Genomic DNA, 15108 nt, shown 5'->3' with positions numbered 1-15108 from the left:
TTCTCAATGACTGTGCCGCTAATACTGCGCTGCCTGTCCGCTGATGACCACGCCCAGACGCACGACCCGGTATGCGCACCAGTCTGCCAAGCGCCACCACCAGCGGCGCGCAGCGTGGGTGTCTGCGAGCACCGGGCGCGCGTGATGTGTGATGGCGTCTTCCAGTACGGTGCGCAACTCGCTGGCGACCTCCGCATCCCACGCGACAACGTTGGCCTCACGCGCCAGCAGCAAGCTGAACGGGTCGATATTGCTGGAGCCGACCGTGGCCCAGCGCTCATCCACCACCGCCACTTTTGCGTGCAGGAAGCTCGCGGTGTACTCGTGGATCTCCACGCCATCGCGCAGCAGCATGTGGTACAGCGAGCGCGTTGCGAAATGCTGCAACGGATACTCAACACGCCCCTGTAACAGCATGCGCACACGCACGCCACGCCGCCGGCATGCGGCCAGCGCACGCATGAAGCGCACGCCCGGCAGGAAATACGCATTGGCGATGATCACCTCGCGCCGTGCCGTACCGAGCGCCCGCAGATATTCGCGCTCGATCGCACGCCGGTTGCGCACGTTGTCGCGCAACACCAACGAGGCCAAAACGTTGCCGGGTGCGCTGCCCGGCGCGCGCGCGCTTTCGGCGCCAGACTCTCCGCCGAATTCACCACGAGCGCGCGGACGGGGCGTATCGGTCATCACCGGAAACTCGGCCGCCACGCCAGTCACACCCACCTCGCGCACGCCGGAGCGCACCCCCATCTGCCACCAGAGCCGATCGACCGTGAGGACGATCTGCGCAACCAGCGGCCCGCGCACGCGTACCGCAAAGTCGTAGCGCGCGCCCAGCGTGGCGTCATGCAGCGGTGCGTGATTCAGGTCATCGATGATGTTGATGCCGCCGACGAAAGCGATCTCATCGTCGATGACGGCGATCTTGCGGTGCAGGCGGCGCAGGTAGCGGCGCTGCAATGCGAAGCCGCGCACGGGGCGATACACGCGCCAGTCCACGCCGGCGGTGTCGAGGATTGTGGCGACGTCGGCGGGCAATGCGCCGGTGCCGAAACCGTCGACCGTCAGGTGCACTTCCACGCCACGCCGTGCGGCGCGCGCCAGTGCTTCGGTCACGCTGCGTGCGACGTCGTCGTTGGTGTAGATGTAGGTTTCGAGCGCGACGCGATGTTGCGCACCATCAATGGCAGTGATCAGCGCGGGGAAGAATTCTGCGCCGCCGCACAGCAGGTCGACGTCGTTGCCCGGCAGGGGCTTGCCCCGCCGCCACTCAGAACGCAGCGGACCCGCATCGCGCACGACCCTCATGGGCGCGCCAGTTCCGCCAGCAGGGGCACGTGGTCGGAGCGCTGCGCCCACTCACGCCCCGTCAGCGCATGCGCGCGTTCAATGTCGAACCCGCGCACGTAAATCCGATCGAGCCGCAGCCACGGCAGATGGCTCGGGAAGGTACGCACGGGGCGCGCATCGGCAGCCTTGTCGGCCACTTCCGTGGCGCCCAGCGCCTGGCAGATGTAGCGGTCGAGCCGGTTGTTCCAGTCGTTGAAATCACCGGCCACCACGAGCGGCGCGTCTTTCGGCACCACCGCGCGCACGCGGTCGATCAACGCTTCCGCCTGCCGTTGCCGGCTGCGCGCAAACAGGCCGAAGTGCGCGCACAAGAGATGCACCTCGCCGAAGCCGAGATCCGTGACCGCATGCAGCAAGCCGCGCTGCTCGAAGCGATGATCGGAAATATCCAAGTTCTCCGACAGCAGGATCGGAAAACGCGAAAGAATGGCGTTGCCGTGATGCCCGTGCTCGTACACGGCGTTGCGGCCGTAGACCGTGTGCGGGTACACGTCAGTCGCCAGATAGCGCAGTTGCGTATAGCTCGGGTCGAACAGCTCAGAGGCGACCAGCCGGTCGTTGCGATCCTGCACTTCCTGCAGGAAGACGATGTCGGCGTCCATCGTGTGCAAGCCTTGCCGCACATCATGCACGCGCACACGACGCGCAATCCCCGTCACGCCCTTGTGGATGTTGTAGGTGGCGACGCGCAAGCGGAGCATGTCAGGCCTGGTCCTTTGCTGTGGCGGCCTGTTGGGCCTGGTGGGCCGTGTATGCCGCCAGACGCTCAGGCAGTTGCAGGATGGCCTCGCCGTTGCTGCGTGAGAAGCAGCGCGCAGCGGCGTCTTCATAGGGCAGCCATTCGGCCTGGAGGTGCTCGCGTGGCGACAATCGCACCGGCACCTTGCCGCTCACCAGCAAGCCGAACCAGTGCTCGGTGTTGCGTGTGACGCCCGGTGCGTAGCGGTGGCGCCAGCGCGGGTAGATCTCATACTCGATCTGGTGGCCCCAGTCGATCAGGTGATGCCGGCCCGTATCGATGCCGGTTTCTTCCTGCACCTCGCGGCGCGCGGTTTCGGCCAGGGGCTCATCCAGGGCATCGCAACTGCCAGTGACGGATTGCCAGAAGCCCGGGTGATCCGCCCGTTCCATCACCAGCACATGAAGATCAGGTGTGTGAATAACAACGAGAACGGAGACAGGAATCTTGTGCGGCATGGCGGTTTGGCAGCGGATAACGGCGGGCGGCATGAGCGCACCGCAGTTCGATAGCTTACCGCAGCCAGATGGAGCCGATAGCGATGTTCACAATCACCGGGCAACGCCGCGGTGCCCCGGTAATCAAGCTGCGCAATGAGTGGCAACGGATAAGCCGGTGCCTGCGGTGCATCCAGGGGATCTTGTGCCGCAAGCGCTGCTCCTGCACGAAGCGAACGTCCAAAAACAAACCGCGCCGCCCTTACGGGTCGGCGCGGCTTGTTGTGCAGCCTTGAGCGGCGGGATGTCAGGCCGTCGTCGCAGCGTTCGGTGCAGCCACCTTTGCCTCGGCAGCGCGCAGACGAATGTGCAATTCGCGCAATTGTTTCTCGTCGACCGGGCTCGGCGCCTGCGTGAGCAGATCCTGCGCGCGCTGCGTCTTCGGGAAGGCGATCACGTCGCGGATCGAATCCGCACCGGCCATCATCGTGACAACGCGGTCCAGACCGAAAGCGATGCCGCCGTGCGGAGGCGCGCCGTACTGCAGGGCGTCCAGTAGGAAGCCGAACTTGGCACGCGCTTCTTCGTCGTTGATCTTCAGGGCGCGGAACACCTTGCTCTGCACTTCTTCGCGGTAGATCCGAACTGAGCCGCCGCCGATTTCCCAGCCGTTGAGCACCATGTCGTAGGCCTTGGCGATGCACTTGCCCGGATCGGTTTCCAGGTATTCCAGGTGCTCGTCCTTCGGGCTCGTGAACGGGTGGTGCATGGCCACCCAGCGGGCGTCTTCCTCGTCGTATTCGAACATCGGGAAGTCCACCACCCACAGCGGCTTCCACACGTCTTCAAACAGGCCGGTGCTCTTGGCGAAGTCCGAGTGACCGATCTTCAGGCGCAGCGCACCCATCGCGTCGTTCACCACCTTGGCGCGGTCGGCGCCGAAGAACAGGATGTCGCCGTCTTGTGCAGCGCTGCGCTTGAGGATCTCGGCGATGGCCGCGTCGTGCAGGTTCTTCACGATCGGCGATTGCAGGCCGTCACGGCCCTTGGCCACTTCGTTGACCTTGATCCAGGCCAGGCCCTTGGCGCCATAGATTTCGACGAACTTGCCGTAGGCATCGATATCGCCACGCGACAGAGCTGCACCGCCCGGCACGCGCAGGGCCACCACGCGGCCGCCTTCAGCGTTGGCCGCCGCCGAGAACACCTTGAAGTCGACGTCCTTCATGGCGTCGGTCAACTCGGTGAATTCCAGCTTGACGCGCAAGTCCGGCTTGTCCGAACCGAAGCGGGCCATTGCCTCGCGGAACTCCATCACCGGGAACTTGGCATCCAGCTCGACCGACATGGTGTTCTTGAACACCGTGCGGATCATCTCTTCAAACAGGTCGCGGATTTCCTGCTCGGTCAGGAACGACGTTTCGCAGTCAATCTGGGTGAATTCGGGCTGGCGGTCAGCACGCAGGTCTTCGTCGCGGAAGCACTTGGTGATCTGGTAGTAGCGGTCGAAGCCCGACACCATCAGCATCTGCTTGAAGAGCTGCGGCGATTGCGGCAGCGCGAAGAACTGGCCGGCGTTCACACGCGAGGGCACCAGGTAATCGCGTGCGCCTTCGGGCGTGCTCTTGGTCAGCATCGGCGTTTCGATGTCGATGAAGCCCTTGTCGTCCAGGTACTTACGCACTTCCATCGCCACCTTGTAGCGCAGGCGCAGGTTGTATTGCATCTGCGGGCGGCGCAGGTCCAGCACGCGGTGCGTCAGGCGCGTGGTTTCCGACAGGTTGTCGTCGTCCAGCTGGAACGGCGGCGTGACGGAGGCGTTGAGCACCGTCAGCTCCTGGCACAGCACTTCAACCTTGCCGCTGGCGAGGTTGGCGTTGGTGGTGCCTTCCGGGCGGGCGCGCACGAGGCCCTTCACTTGCAGGCAGAACTCGTTGCGCACACCTTCGGCCACCTTGAACATCTCCGGGCGGTCCGGGTCGCACACGACTTGCACCAGGCCTTCACGGTCACGCAGGTCGATGAAGATCACACCACCGTGGTCACGACGACGATGGGCCCAGCCCGACAGCGTGACGCTCTGGCCGAGCAGTTGTTCGGTGACCTGACCGCAGTATTGAGTACGCATTTGCATGTTGTGGTTTTCCGCGAAGCGCGCCGCCAACAGGGCGTCGCGCGAGAAAGTTGATCGAGAGGGCCGGCGGGATCAGTGCGCGCTACCGGCCAATTGCATTGACTTAAGGCGCTGATACGGCGCCGCCAGCATCGGGCAGCGCATTCGGATTCGAAGGGTCGCGCGGCAGGTCATGCAACCCTGCTGCCGGCGACCGGTCCTCCGTATGTGGCGTGCCATCGGACGGGTCCGTACGGCGCGGCAGCGTTTCGGGCGCCACCACCCCCATCGACACGATGTACTTGAGTGCCGCGTCCACCGTCATGTCCAGTTCGATGGTGTCGGCCTTGGGCATCATCAGGAAGAAGCCCGACGTCGGGTTGGGCGTGGTCGGCACGTACACACTCACATACTCGCCCTGCAGGTGGTTCTCGACGTCACCGCCGGGGCGGCCGGTCAGGAAGGCGATCGTCCACGAGCCTTCGCGCGGGTACTGCACCAGCAGCGCCTTGCGGAATGCATTGCCGCTGGACGACAGCAGCGTGTCCGACACCTGCTTCACGCTCGAATAGATCGGACCGACCACGGGAATGCGGCCCAGCACGGCTTCCCACCACGTCACCAGCTTCTGGCCGATGAAGTTGTGCGCAAGCACCCCCACGATCAGGATGAACAGCAGCGTCAGGATCGCGCCCAGGCCAGGGATCTTCACGCCGAGCAGGCGATCGGGCTGCCAGGCCGACGGCAGCAGCGCCAGGCTCTGGTCCATCGTGCCGATGATGAGCGACAGCACCCACAGCGTGATCGCAAGCGGGACGAGCACCAGAAGACCGGTCAGGAACCATGTCTTGAGTGCGCTGGTTTTCTGTTTCATGGGGCGATGGGCCGAGGCGTAAGCGATGCGATCAGTGGCACGCACACGACGTGCCGCAACCGCCGGAGGTGGCCGGAGCGGCACTGCTGGTGGACGAAGCGCTGTCGGACGAAGCCGCCGGTGCGGCTGCGGCGGCGCCAGCGGCCGGGGCTGCAGCATCCGTCTTGGCTGCCGTGCCGGCTGCGGACGTACCGCCCGAGCCACCACGGAAGTCCGTCACATACCAGCCCGAACCCTTGAGTTGGAAGCCGGCAGCAGTGAGCTGTTTCTTGAACGCCGACGCGCCGCATGCGGGGCAATCCGTCAGCGGCGCGTCGCTCATCTTCTGCAGCACATCTTTGGCGTGGCCGCAGGCGTCGCATCGATAAGCATAGATCGGCATGGTGTCCTCACCCTGGAACAAACGAAATTCGAGAAAACGATTGAAATGCCCGCGCCCACCGCAATTCCAGCGCAGAAAAGCGCACAGGCTCGCGAAATATTGGGGCAACTGCGCCGGTTGCAAGTCCATCAGACAAGCATGGGCGCGCAAAGCCTTGAATTATAAACCCTTTCGGTGGGATTCCTGACCGCGGTTGCGCGAGGTTGCAGCATGGGCGATGGTGGCACGCCACAATGTGGCACACCACGCATTTCATCGCCCCTTGCCCGGCAGCGCTAGGTCAGGCTTGCGTGGCGGCCTTGGTGGTCGGCGCGCGATTCTCGATCCACTGCGGCCCGAGCGAGCCCAGGATCATCGCGCCCAGGCTGGCCAGCAGGCCAACCAATTGTGGCGGAAGCGCCGCATCTGACAAGAACACTTCGCACCAGATCCAGGCTGCCAGGCCCAGGATGATGGCCAGCAGACCACCCTGCTTGGTCGCGCGTTTCCAGAACAGGCCAAAAGCCAGCGGCACAAAGGCAGCCACCAGCGTCACCTTGTAGGCGCTCTCGACCATGTGGAAGATCGACAGGTGCGAGTTCAGTGCAAACAGCGTCACCAGCACCGTGAAGGTCAACACCACCGCCTGCATCACGCGCAGGAAGCGCTTGTCGTCCATGTTCGGCAGCAGCGGACGCAGCACGTTCTCGGCAAAGGTCACGGACGGCGCCAACAGCGTCGCGCTGGCGCAGCTCTTGATGGCCGACAGCAGCGCACCGAAGAACATCACCTGCGCAAAGACCGGCGCGTGCTGCAGCACGAGATTGGGCAGGATCATCTGCGAATCGGTGTTGATGTACTTGGCGACCATCTCCGGATCGATCAGCGTGGCGGAATACGCCAGGAACATGGGGACAAACGCGAACATGAAGTACAGCACGCCACCCAGCACCGAAGCCGTGCCAGCGATGCGTTCAGTACGCGATGACGTCACGCGCTGGAACACGTCCTGCTGCGGAATCGAGCCGAGCATCATGGTGATCCAGGCGGTCACAAAGCCGATGATCTCGATCGGGTTGAACGCCGGCCAGAACGAGAACTTGCCCGAAGCCGCCGCGTGCGCCACCACCGTGCCCACGCCGCCGGCCTGGCCCGAGACCTCCCAGCCGATGTACAGCATGCCGATCACGATGATGATCATCTGGATGAAGTCCGTCACCGCCACCGACCACATGCCGCCGAACAGCGTGTAGACCAGCACGCTGCCCGCGCCGATCATCATGCCCATGTCTTGCGAAACGGCGCCATCCGACACGGTGTAGAACACCAGCCCCAGCGCCTTGATCTGCGCCGCCACCCAGCCCAGGTACGACACGACGATGCACAGGGTGGTCAGCGTTTCGGCCACGCGGCCAAAGCGGTTGCGGTAGAAGTCACCAATGGTGAGCAGGTTCATCCGGTACAGCGGCTTGGCGAAGAACAAGCCCACCAGGATCAGGCACAGGGAAGAACCGAACGGATCAGCCACCACACCATGCAGGCCGTCCTTGAGAAACTCTGCGGGAATACCGAGCACCGCCTCGGAGCCGAACCAGGTGGCAAACACCGTGGCGGTCACGACGTAGAACGGCAGGCTGCGGCCGGCCACCGCAAAATCAGCCGCATCGCGCACACGCAGCGCAGCCCACAGGCCGATCCCGACCGAAATCACCCAGTAAATAATGACAAACCAGATCAGCATGGCAGCGCGGAAGAATTGCAGGAAATCACGTTGGCGGCCAAGCCGGGCGCCGGGCGAAGTGGCGGGATTATAGCGATGGGACTGCGCGGCGGGGCATCGGTGCGACCACGAATACCACCCCGTTTGCCACTTTTTTGTGCAACGACCCGCAACGGGCGTCCGTAGGCTTTTTGTTGACTGCGTCCAATGTTGCTTCGCACCAACACTGGCCGCAGTCAGGATCAATCGGCCCGGCGGCGCCAGATCTGCCAGCGCTCGCGGCCGGCAAACACCGGAATCGAATCAGCCTCGGCCATCGGCATATCGCTGACGCGCTCGAAAGCCGGCGACAGCAGCGCGTCCAGTTCGGCCTGGGTCGTCTCGAAGGGCGGCCCCTTGGGCACAGCCTCCCTGCCCTCCACCACGGCAAAGAAGCCCGCAAGCAAGCCACCCGGCGGCAGCAGCTTTGCGACCTGCGTGGCGTAATCCGGCCACAGCCGGCGCGGCATCGCGCACAGGAATGCGCGCTCGTAGATCCATTGCACCGGCCGGTGCGGCGCAAAACGGAAGAAATCTGCCAGTTCCACCACGTCGGCATATGGGCCCAGCACGGCCTTGGCCGAACTGACCGCACGCGGCGCAAAGTCGATGGCTGTGACGGGCCAGCCGCGCTCGGCCAGCCAACCGGCCTCGTAGGCGTTACCGCAACCTGGGATCAGCGTGGAAAGTGGCGCAGACTGCGCTTCAAGGAATTGCCGGAAGGCGGCCGGCACACCGTGTGCATCCCAGGGCGTGTGATCGCGGCTGAAGCGCTCGTCCCAGAAAGCAGGATCGGCGGCGTCACGGGATTGGAAGACGGGTGGCTCGGCCATGGCAGCAACGGGCAATCAGTCAATGACGGGCCAGCCACGCCAGCACATGGGTGGCGATGATGCCGACGGCGAACCCGCCGATGAACAGCAGCGCGGCGGAAAGCAGCCGGTTGGTGCGCCGTTGCTCGGCAAGCAACGCGGTCAGCGCTTCCGTCTGGGCGTTGCCTTTGTTGCTCGCGTGGCGGTCCAGAATCTGGTGCACCAGGCGCGGCAGGTCCGGCAGCTTGTTGGCCCATTGCGGCGCCTCGACTTTCAGACGCTCGACGAAGCCGCGCCAGCCGATCTGCTCATGCATCCAGCGCTCGAGGAACGGCTTGGCGGTCTTCCACAGATCCAGATCCGGATCGAGCTGGCGGCCCAGGCCTTCCACGTTCAGCAGCGTCTTCTGCAGCAGCACCAGTTGCGGCTGCACTTCTACGTTGAAGCGGCGCGAGGTCTGGAACAGGCGCATCAGCACCAGCCCCAGCGAGATCTCGCCCAGCGGCCGGTCGAAATACGGCTCGCAGCAGGCGCGGATGGCGCCTTCGAGTTCTTCCACGCGCGTCTCTTCCGGCGCCCAGCCGGACTCGATATGGAGCACCGCCACGCGGTGATAGTCGCGCTGGAAGAACGCCAGGAAGTTCTGCGCAAGGTAGTTCTTGTCGAATTCCGACAGCGCCCCGACGATGCCAAAATCCAGCGCGATGTAGCGGCCCAGCGTCTCGGGCGCCACGCTCACGAGGATGTTGCCGGGGTGCATGTCGGCATGGAAGAAGCCATCGCGGAAGACCTGCGTAAAGAAGATCTCCACGCCGTCGCGCGCGAGCTTGTGCATGTCGACACCGGCCGCACGCAGCTCTTCGGTGTGCGAGATGCGCATGCCGTGCATGCGTTCCATGACGAACACGTCGGAGGTACACCAGTCCCAGAACACCTCGGGCACCAGCAGTAGATCCGACTTGGCAAAGTTGCGACGCAGTTGGCTGGCGTTGGCCGCCTCGCGCATCAGGTCGAGCTCGTCGTGCAGGTACTTGTCGAACTCGGCGACCACCTCGCGCGGCTTCAGGCGCTTGGCGTCGGCCCAGAGCTTTTCCATCCACTTGGCCAGATCACGCATGAGCGCGAGATCGCTGTCGATCACGGGCAGCATGCCCGGGCGGAGTACCTTGACCGCCACCTCGCGGCCGTCGTCCGGGCCGCCGCGCAACGTCGCGAAGTGCACCTGCGCAATCGACGCGCTCGCCACCGGGTGATGGTCAAAGCGGTGGAACAGCGCCGACAGCGGCTTGCCCAACGACTTCTCGACAATCGTTGCCGCCACCTTCGGGTCAAACGGGGGCACACGGTCCTGCAACTTGGCGAGCTCGTCCGCCACATCAGGCGGCAGCAGATCACGCCGCGTCGACAACACCTGACCGAACTTCACGAAGATGGGCCCAAGCTGCTCGAGCGCCAGCCGCAGACGCTCACCGCGCGGGCGCTTGGGTTTGCGGCCCAGTGTTAGCAGCCACACCAGCGCGCGGATGCGCCGGCTCTTGAAACCCGACAACGCGAGCTGATCCAGCCCGTAGTACAGGATGACGAAGACGATCTTGCCCAGCCGGAAGAAGCGCGTCATGCCGATTCACCTGCGCGCGCCGTCGAGATTGCGGGCCGCTGCTTCTCTAGCCGCTCCAGACGCTTGGTCAAGCGCGCCTCCGCATCGCGCAGCGCGGCCACATCGGCAGCAAACTGCGCGAGGCGTGCGTGGCGCACCAGCGTGGGTTGTTCATCGGTCAGGTAGGAAGCCACCGCCTCCGCCAGCGAGCGGCTGACGCGCGTCGCTTCGGTGCGCGCGGCCTGCGCCCCGCTCACCATGCGCTGCGCGATCACATCGCCAAACACGCGCGAGAGATCTTCCGCCGCGTCCCAGCGCAGGTTGCGCAGCAACGTCGACAGTACGTTGGCGAACTCGACCTCGCCCTCGATACGCACGTGTTTGAGTACGGCGGCCTGTCCGCCCGTAGCGTAGTCGCTGGCAGCCGCAGCGAGCGGCACAACTACGGTCACGGCGGGCGCCACACCAGCCTCAGGTGCCATCACAAGACCCGCTGCGTCCACCTGCAGCGTTACCGAGACGGGGGCCAGATCAAAGCGCGCGACGCGGCCCGCGAACGGCCGCAGCGTCTCCTGTGCCCAGGGTTCCTGGCGCAGCAGATGATTGAGCGCGAGCAGCAATGGCTGCATCAGCATGAAGGGAAACGAGGACGAGGTGGCTGTCGAAGACATGCGGCAAAGGTGCGCAAAAGCGGCCAGAAGCGGGCTAGCCGGCGGGCAACAAAAAGGGCCCGAACCGGACGGTCGGGCCCTATTTTACGGGGAATGTTGAAACGGTCGTTTTGCGCCGCTTCAACTGTTACCGCATCACTGCAATTGTTGGATACCTGCCAACACCCAGCCACCGCTGCCTTGCGTCGGCTTGGACAGGTTCCACACCTCCGCAAACGGCTGTGCCGGCGCGTTGGCCTCCTCGCGGATCATGCCCGAGAAGCGCACGCTCGCCAGGTATTCGCCGGCCTGCGTCTCGATGCCGAGCATCTCCGCCTCAACCGACACCACATCGGTCTTGTTGGGCGTGGCGCCACGGTCGGCCAGGTCCATCTTGATCTCGGCAAACATCTCCGGCGTGGTGAACTCGCGGATGTCGTTCAGGTTGCCGGCATCCCATGCGGCCTGCAGGCGGATGAAGTAGACCTTGGCGTTGCGCAGGAAGGCCTGCGTGTCGAAGTCAGCCGGCACACCCCACGGCTGTTGCTGCGCGGCTACTGCGGGTTGTGCGTTGACAGCGGCCGGTGCAGCCGGACCACCCAGGCTCCACGATTGCGCGGCCGTCGGTGCGCCCGCACCCAAGCCCGACGTATTGCTGCTGCCGGTGTTAAACGACGAGGCGGAAGCCTGCGGAGCCGGCGCAGCGGGTTGCGGCGCGTACGGCTCGCGGTCACCGCCAAACGACGGACCACCCGTAGCGTAGGCCGGACCTTGCGGACGGCTGCCGCGCACCTTGCGGATGATCCACATCACCACGAAAGCGACGATGGCGATCAGGATCAGGTTCGACAGCAACGAGGCAAGGCCTGCACCCAGACCAAACTTCGAAAGCAGATAGCCGATCCCCAGGCCTGCGGCCAGGCCACCCAGCATGCCGCCCCAGTTACGACCAGGCTTCGCGGCCGGTGCGCCCGGAGCCGGTGCTGCCGGCGACGGCTGCGCGGCCGGAGCGGCCTGCTGCGTCGGCGACGGCGTGGTCGGCGGCGTTTGCTGACGTTGCGTCACGGAGGACGATTGCTTGCCAACGCTGCGGCTGCCGCCCATGCGTTTGGCGTCAGCGTCGAATGCCGTGCCCAGTGCGATCGTCGCGACCATCGCGCCGACCATCAATTTTCCACCCCAGTGCAAACTCATCGCTGTCTTCTCTCCAATGGCAGTGACGCCATTAGATGATGACGTCAACGCCGAAATTCAATGTGTACCGTCGTGGCATATCGTCGCAGTACGCTGCATCGCCCATCTGATGGATCGGATAAACCGTCAATCAGAGGCGACGACCGACGTGCAGGGCCACGACACCTGCCGTCAGGTTGAAGTATTCGACCGAGTCCAACCCGGCCTGTTCCATCATCTGCTTGAGCGTTTCCTGATCGGGGTGCATGCGGATGGACTCGGCCAGGTAGCGGTAGCTCTCAGGATCGCCGGCCACCTTGCTGCCCAACCACGGCAGCACCTTGAATGAATACACGTCGTAGGCCTTCTCCAGCGGCTGCCACACCTTGGAGAACTCCAGCACCATCACCTTGCCGCCCGGTTTGACGACACGGCGCATCTCGGCGAGCGCGCGATCCTTGTGCGTCATGTTGCGCAAGCCGAATGCCACTGTCACTACGTCGAAGTAAGCATCTGGAAAGGGAATGTGCTCGGCGTCGCACAGGCAATTGGGCGTGAGCACACCCGCATCGAGCAGGCGGTCGCGGCCGACGCGCAGCATCGACTCGTTGATGTCGGTCAGCCACACCTCGCCGGTGGGGCCGGCTTGGCGCGCGAAGGCCTTGGCCAGATCACCCGTGCCGCCCGCGATGTCGAGCACCTTGAAGCCCGGACGCACGGCCGCCTGGGCGATGGTGAACATCTTCCAGACGCGGTGCAGTCCACCGGACATCAGGTCGTTCATCACGTCGTACTTGCTGGCGACGGAATGGAACACGCCGGCGACCTTGCCGGCCTTCTCGCGCTCGTCGACCTTCTCGAATCCGAAGTGGGTTTGGCTCATGACAGAAAGAAATGCGAATTGGGTTGCGTTCGGGCGCGCATGCGCCGCGAAGTGAATCGGGAGTCAGTGGCTGTGGCCACAGGCATGGCCGGCGTTGGCGGCCATCGGGGCGTCGCGGTCAAGGCCGGCGGCGGCCAGCCGGTCGAGATAGGCCTGCCACAGCGCGTCGTGTTCAATGCCGAGGCGGTACAGGTAGGCCCAATCGAAGATGCCGGAATCGTGGCCATCGGAGAACAACGGCCGGATCGCGTAGTTGCCGACCGGCTCCACACCGGTGATGCCCACCTCGCGCTTGCCGGTCTGCAGCACTTCCTGCCCCGGCCCATGCCCCTGCACTTCAGCCGACGGCGACAGCACGCGCAGGTATTCGAACGGCAGGCGGAACTGTTTGCCATCGGCAAAGGCGATCTCCAGCACGCGCGATTGCGTGTGCACGGTAATGCCGGTCGGGTGCGGGGTGTCGGCGGAAAGTCCTGCCATGAAAAACGTCTCTGTGATTGTGTTTCAGGAAGCCGCCAACGCCATGTGCGCAGGCTCTTCCACCACCCGATAGCTTACCGCAGTCAACGGATCGCCCTCGGGGATGTAGCGCAGACGGCGATGGTGGAATCGTGCCACGGTGCTGCGGTGCGCCACGCTGACGATGGTCACATCCGGCATCGATTCGAGCATCAGGCTGTACATGAACGCCTCGGTATCTTCATCGAGTGCGCTGGTGGCCTCATCAAGGAAGAGGTAGTCGGGGCGCTGCAACAAGGCGCGCGCAAAGGCCAGGCGTTGCTGCTCGCCAGGCGAAAGACGCAGGCTCCAGTTGCTGACCTCATCGAGCAGATCGACCAGTGCCGGCAGGCGGCAGGCGATCAGCACCTGCGAGAGGCGCTCGGCGGTGTACTCGGTGGCGAGCTTGGGGTACGACAGCGCATCCGCCAGCGTGCCGGACGGCAAGTAACTGCGCTGCGGGAGGAACAGCACGCTTGCGTCTTCCGGAATCTTGATCTGGCCATTGCCGTACGGCCAGATGCCGGCCACGGCGCGCACCAGTGTGCTCTTGCCGCAACCCGACGGACCATTGACGAGCACGCGCTCACCGCGCACGAGCGTCATATCGAAGGGTTCGACCAACATGTCTTCAGGCGTGTGGTTGGGCAGATTCAGCGCCAGACCGCGTGCCTCGATGGCAGGCACGGCGGCGGTCTCGACTTCGATGTCCTGGATGCCGGCGCGGTGTTCTTCTTCGCGCTCGGCGGCGCGCATGGCACGCTGGAATTCGATCAGACGGTTGGTGGAGGCCTTCCAGCTCACCAGCGTGCTGTAGTTGTCGACAAACCACGACATCGCACCCTGCACCTGCCCGAACGCGGTCGCCACCTGCATCATGCCGCCCAGCGTGAGCGTGCCGCCAAAGTAGCGCGGCGCAGAGACCAGGAACGGAAAGATGATGGCGAATTGCCCATAGCCGGAGCTGGCGAAATTCAGGCGCCGCGTGTAGTCCATCAGCTGATCCCAGTTGGCACGGATGCGCTCGAAGCGGCCGCGCAGGATCGCCTTTTCGGTAGGCTCGCCACAGTACAGGGCGATGCTTTCGCTGTTCTCGCGCACGCGCACGAGCAGGAAACGGAAATACGCTTCGTAGCGCTCCTGCTGGAACGACAGCCCGATCAGCGGCCTCCCGACGAAGTGGATGATGACCGAGCCCAGCACCGAGTACAGCAGCGCGAACCACACCATGTATCCGGGGATGATGAAGTCATGCCCACCCAGCGCAAACGCCAGCGGCCCCGACACCGCCCACAGAATCCCGAAGAACGACACCAGCGTGACCGCCGCATTGAGAAAACCCAGCGCCAGCGTGAGCGTGGCGTCGGTGAAGTTGCGCAGGTCGTCGGCAATCCGCTGGTCGGGGTTGTCGGCAGTGTGCGTCTGCTCCAGGCGGTAGAACGCCTGCTTGCCGAGCCAATTGTCGACGAAACTGCCGGTGATCCATGTCCGCCAGCGCATGCGCAGCATCATCGTGTAGTACTGCCGCAGCACGGACGCGATGATGATCAGCGCGGCAATCCACGAGAAACGCCCGAGCTGGTGCCAGAACTCGGTCTTGTCCTTCTGTTCCAGCGCGTTATAGAAGAGCCGGTTCCAGTCGGTGTACAGCACGTTCATGTAGACCACGAACAGGCTGAGCGCCACGACCAGCGCCAAGAGCCCCCAGGCCTTGTAGCGGACCTCGGACACCCAGAACGGCTTGATGAGTTGCCACGTCTCGGACAGGTTCAACCTGCCGTGATGGACATTCAGCTCGGCAATGGAGTCTTTATGGGAATCGGGCGTGGCGGCAGTGCGCGGTGTCGTCATGGCGATGG

The 15108-nt window shown here is 64.3% G+C and carries 14 protein-coding genes; all 14 read right to left on the bottom strand.

All coding sequences use genetic code 11. From position 1 onward, the window contains the following. Positions 1 to 18: 18 nt before the first annotated feature. The gene (clsB, locus tag C404_RS50680) at positions 19 to 1311 is read right to left on the bottom strand and encodes a cardiolipin synthase ClsB (protein WP_021196490.1); all 1293 of its coding nucleotides are present in this window, start codon (positions 1309 to 1311) and stop codon (positions 19 to 21) included. Beyond that, entirely contained in the window at positions 1308 to 2054 is a 747-nt protein-coding gene (locus C404_RS50675) for an endonuclease/exonuclease/phosphatase family protein (RefSeq protein ID WP_021196489.1), read from the bottom strand. Before C404_RS50675 ends, clsB begins: the two co-directional genes overlap by 4 nt. Position 2055: 1 nt before the next feature. Continuing rightward, entirely contained in the window at positions 2056 to 2550 is a 495-nt protein-coding gene (gene nudB, locus C404_RS50670; protein WP_021196488.1) for a dihydroneopterin triphosphate diphosphatase, read from the bottom strand. A 286-nt stretch (positions 2551 to 2836) separates the two neighbouring features. Continuing rightward, on the bottom strand, positions 2837 to 4663 hold the full coding sequence (gene aspS / locus C404_RS50665; protein ID WP_049286196.1) for an aspartate--tRNA ligase: 1827 nt from the start codon (positions 4661 to 4663) through the stop codon (positions 2837 to 2839). Between the two features lie 103 nt (positions 4664 to 4766). Continuing rightward, positions 4767 to 5516, bottom strand: a complete 750-nt coding sequence (locus C404_RS50660; RefSeq protein WP_031329849.1) for a DUF502 domain-containing protein — start codon at positions 5514 to 5516, stop codon at positions 4767 to 4769. Positions 5517 to 5547: 31 nt separating this feature from the next. Beyond that, complete coding sequence (locus C404_RS0130300; RefSeq protein WP_031329848.1) at positions 5548 to 5898, bottom strand: FmdB family zinc ribbon protein; 351 nt, start codon at positions 5896 to 5898, stop codon at positions 5548 to 5550. 280 nt (positions 5899 to 6178) lie between these two features. After that, positions 6179 to 7618 carry a sodium:solute symporter family protein gene (locus tag C404_RS50655; protein WP_021196484.1) on the bottom strand — a complete coding sequence of 480 codons (1440 nt, stop codon included), beginning with the start codon at positions 7616 to 7618 and terminating at the stop codon, positions 6179 to 6181. 221 nt (positions 7619 to 7839) lie between these two features. Continuing rightward, entirely contained in the window at positions 7840 to 8469 is a 630-nt protein-coding gene (locus C404_RS50650; protein WP_021196483.1) for a methyltransferase domain-containing protein, read from the bottom strand. Positions 8470 to 8488: 19 nt separating this feature from the next. Further along, a complete protein-coding gene (gene ubiB, locus C404_RS50645; protein ID WP_021196482.1) occupies positions 8489 to 10066 on the bottom strand; it encodes a ubiquinone biosynthesis regulatory protein kinase UbiB in 1578 nt (525 codons plus the stop codon). Further along, positions 10063 to 10716, bottom strand: a complete 654-nt coding sequence (locus C404_RS50640) for a ubiquinone biosynthesis accessory factor UbiJ (RefSeq protein WP_021196481.1) — start codon at positions 10714 to 10716, stop codon at positions 10063 to 10065. The genes ubiB and C404_RS50640 overlap by 4 nt, the downstream gene beginning before the upstream one ends. Positions 10717 to 10851: 135 nt before the next feature. After that, the gene (locus C404_RS50635; RefSeq protein WP_031329847.1) at positions 10852 to 11889 is read right to left on the bottom strand and encodes a Tim44 domain-containing protein; all 1038 of its coding nucleotides are present in this window, start codon (positions 11887 to 11889) and stop codon (positions 10852 to 10854) included. Between the two features lie 130 nt (positions 11890 to 12019). Beyond that, positions 12020 to 12751 carry a bifunctional demethylmenaquinone methyltransferase/2-methoxy-6-polyprenyl-1,4-benzoquinol methylase UbiE gene (ubiE, locus tag C404_RS50630; protein WP_021196479.1) on the bottom strand — a complete coding sequence of 244 codons (732 nt, stop codon included), beginning with the start codon at positions 12749 to 12751 and terminating at the stop codon, positions 12020 to 12022. 63 nt (positions 12752 to 12814) lie between these two features. Next, positions 12815 to 13231: a gamma-butyrobetaine hydroxylase-like domain-containing protein gene (locus C404_RS50625; RefSeq protein ID WP_021196478.1), complete on the bottom strand. Its 417-nt coding sequence runs from the start codon at positions 13229 to 13231 to the stop codon at positions 12815 to 12817. Between the two features lie 24 nt (positions 13232 to 13255). Next, entirely contained in the window at positions 13256 to 15100 is a 1845-nt protein-coding gene (locus tag C404_RS50620) for an ABC transporter ATP-binding protein/permease (RefSeq protein WP_021196477.1), read from the bottom strand. Positions 15101 to 15108 lie beyond the last annotated feature (8 nt).

This window comes from Ralstonia sp. AU12-08 (genome assembly GCF_000442475.1).
Lineage (GTDB): Bacteria > Pseudomonadota > Gammaproteobacteria > Burkholderiales > Burkholderiaceae > Ralstonia > Ralstonia insidiosa.
Note: the sequence above shows the minus strand (reverse complement) of the source record. Positions and strands in the feature narration are given on the sequence as shown.

Bases quoted from the DNA above. Each gene is read 5' to 3' on its own strand.
- clsB (WP_021196490.1), bottom strand. From the start codon at position 1,311: ATGAGGGTCGTGCGCGATGCGGGTCCGCTGCGTTCTGAGTGGCGGCGG.
- C404_RS50675 (WP_021196489.1), bottom strand. From the start codon at position 2,054: ATGCTCCGCTTGCGCGTCGCCACCTACAACATCCACAAGGGCGTGACG.
- nudB (WP_021196488.1), bottom strand. From the start codon at position 2,550: ATGCCGCACAAGATTCCTGTCTCCGTTCTCGTTGTTATTCACACACCT.
- aspS (WP_049286196.1), bottom strand. From the start codon at position 4,663: ATGCAAATGCGTACTCAATACTGCGGTCAGGTCACCGAACAACTGCTC.
- C404_RS50660 (WP_031329849.1), bottom strand. From the start codon at position 5,516: ATGAAACAGAAAACCAGCGCACTCAAGACATGGTTCCTGACCGGTCTT.
- C404_RS0130300 (WP_031329848.1), bottom strand. From the start codon at position 5,898: ATGCCGATCTATGCTTATCGATGCGACGCCTGCGGCCACGCCAAAGAT.
- C404_RS50655 (WP_021196484.1), bottom strand. From the start codon at position 7,618: ATGCTGATCTGGTTTGTCATTATTTACTGGGTGATTTCGGTCGGGATC.
- C404_RS50650 (WP_021196483.1), bottom strand. From the start codon at position 8,469: ATGGCCGAGCCACCCGTCTTCCAATCCCGTGACGCCGCCGATCCTGCT.
- ubiB (WP_021196482.1), bottom strand. From the start codon at position 10,066: ATGACGCGCTTCTTCCGGCTGGGCAAGATCGTCTTCGTCATCCTGTAC.
- C404_RS50640 (WP_021196481.1), bottom strand. From the start codon at position 10,716: ATGTCTTCGACAGCCACCTCGTCCTCGTTTCCCTTCATGCTGATGCAG.
- C404_RS50635 (WP_031329847.1), bottom strand. From the start codon at position 11,889: ATGAGTTTGCACTGGGGTGGAAAATTGATGGTCGGCGCGATGGTCGCG.
- ubiE (WP_021196479.1), bottom strand. From the start codon at position 12,751: ATGAGCCAAACCCACTTCGGATTCGAGAAGGTCGACGAGCGCGAGAAG.
- C404_RS50625 (WP_021196478.1), bottom strand. From the start codon at position 13,231: ATGGCAGGACTTTCCGCCGACACCCCGCACCCGACCGGCATTACCGTG.
- C404_RS50620 (WP_021196477.1), bottom strand. From the start codon at position 15,100: ATGACGACACCGCGCACTGCCGCCACGCCCGATTCCCATAAAGACTCC.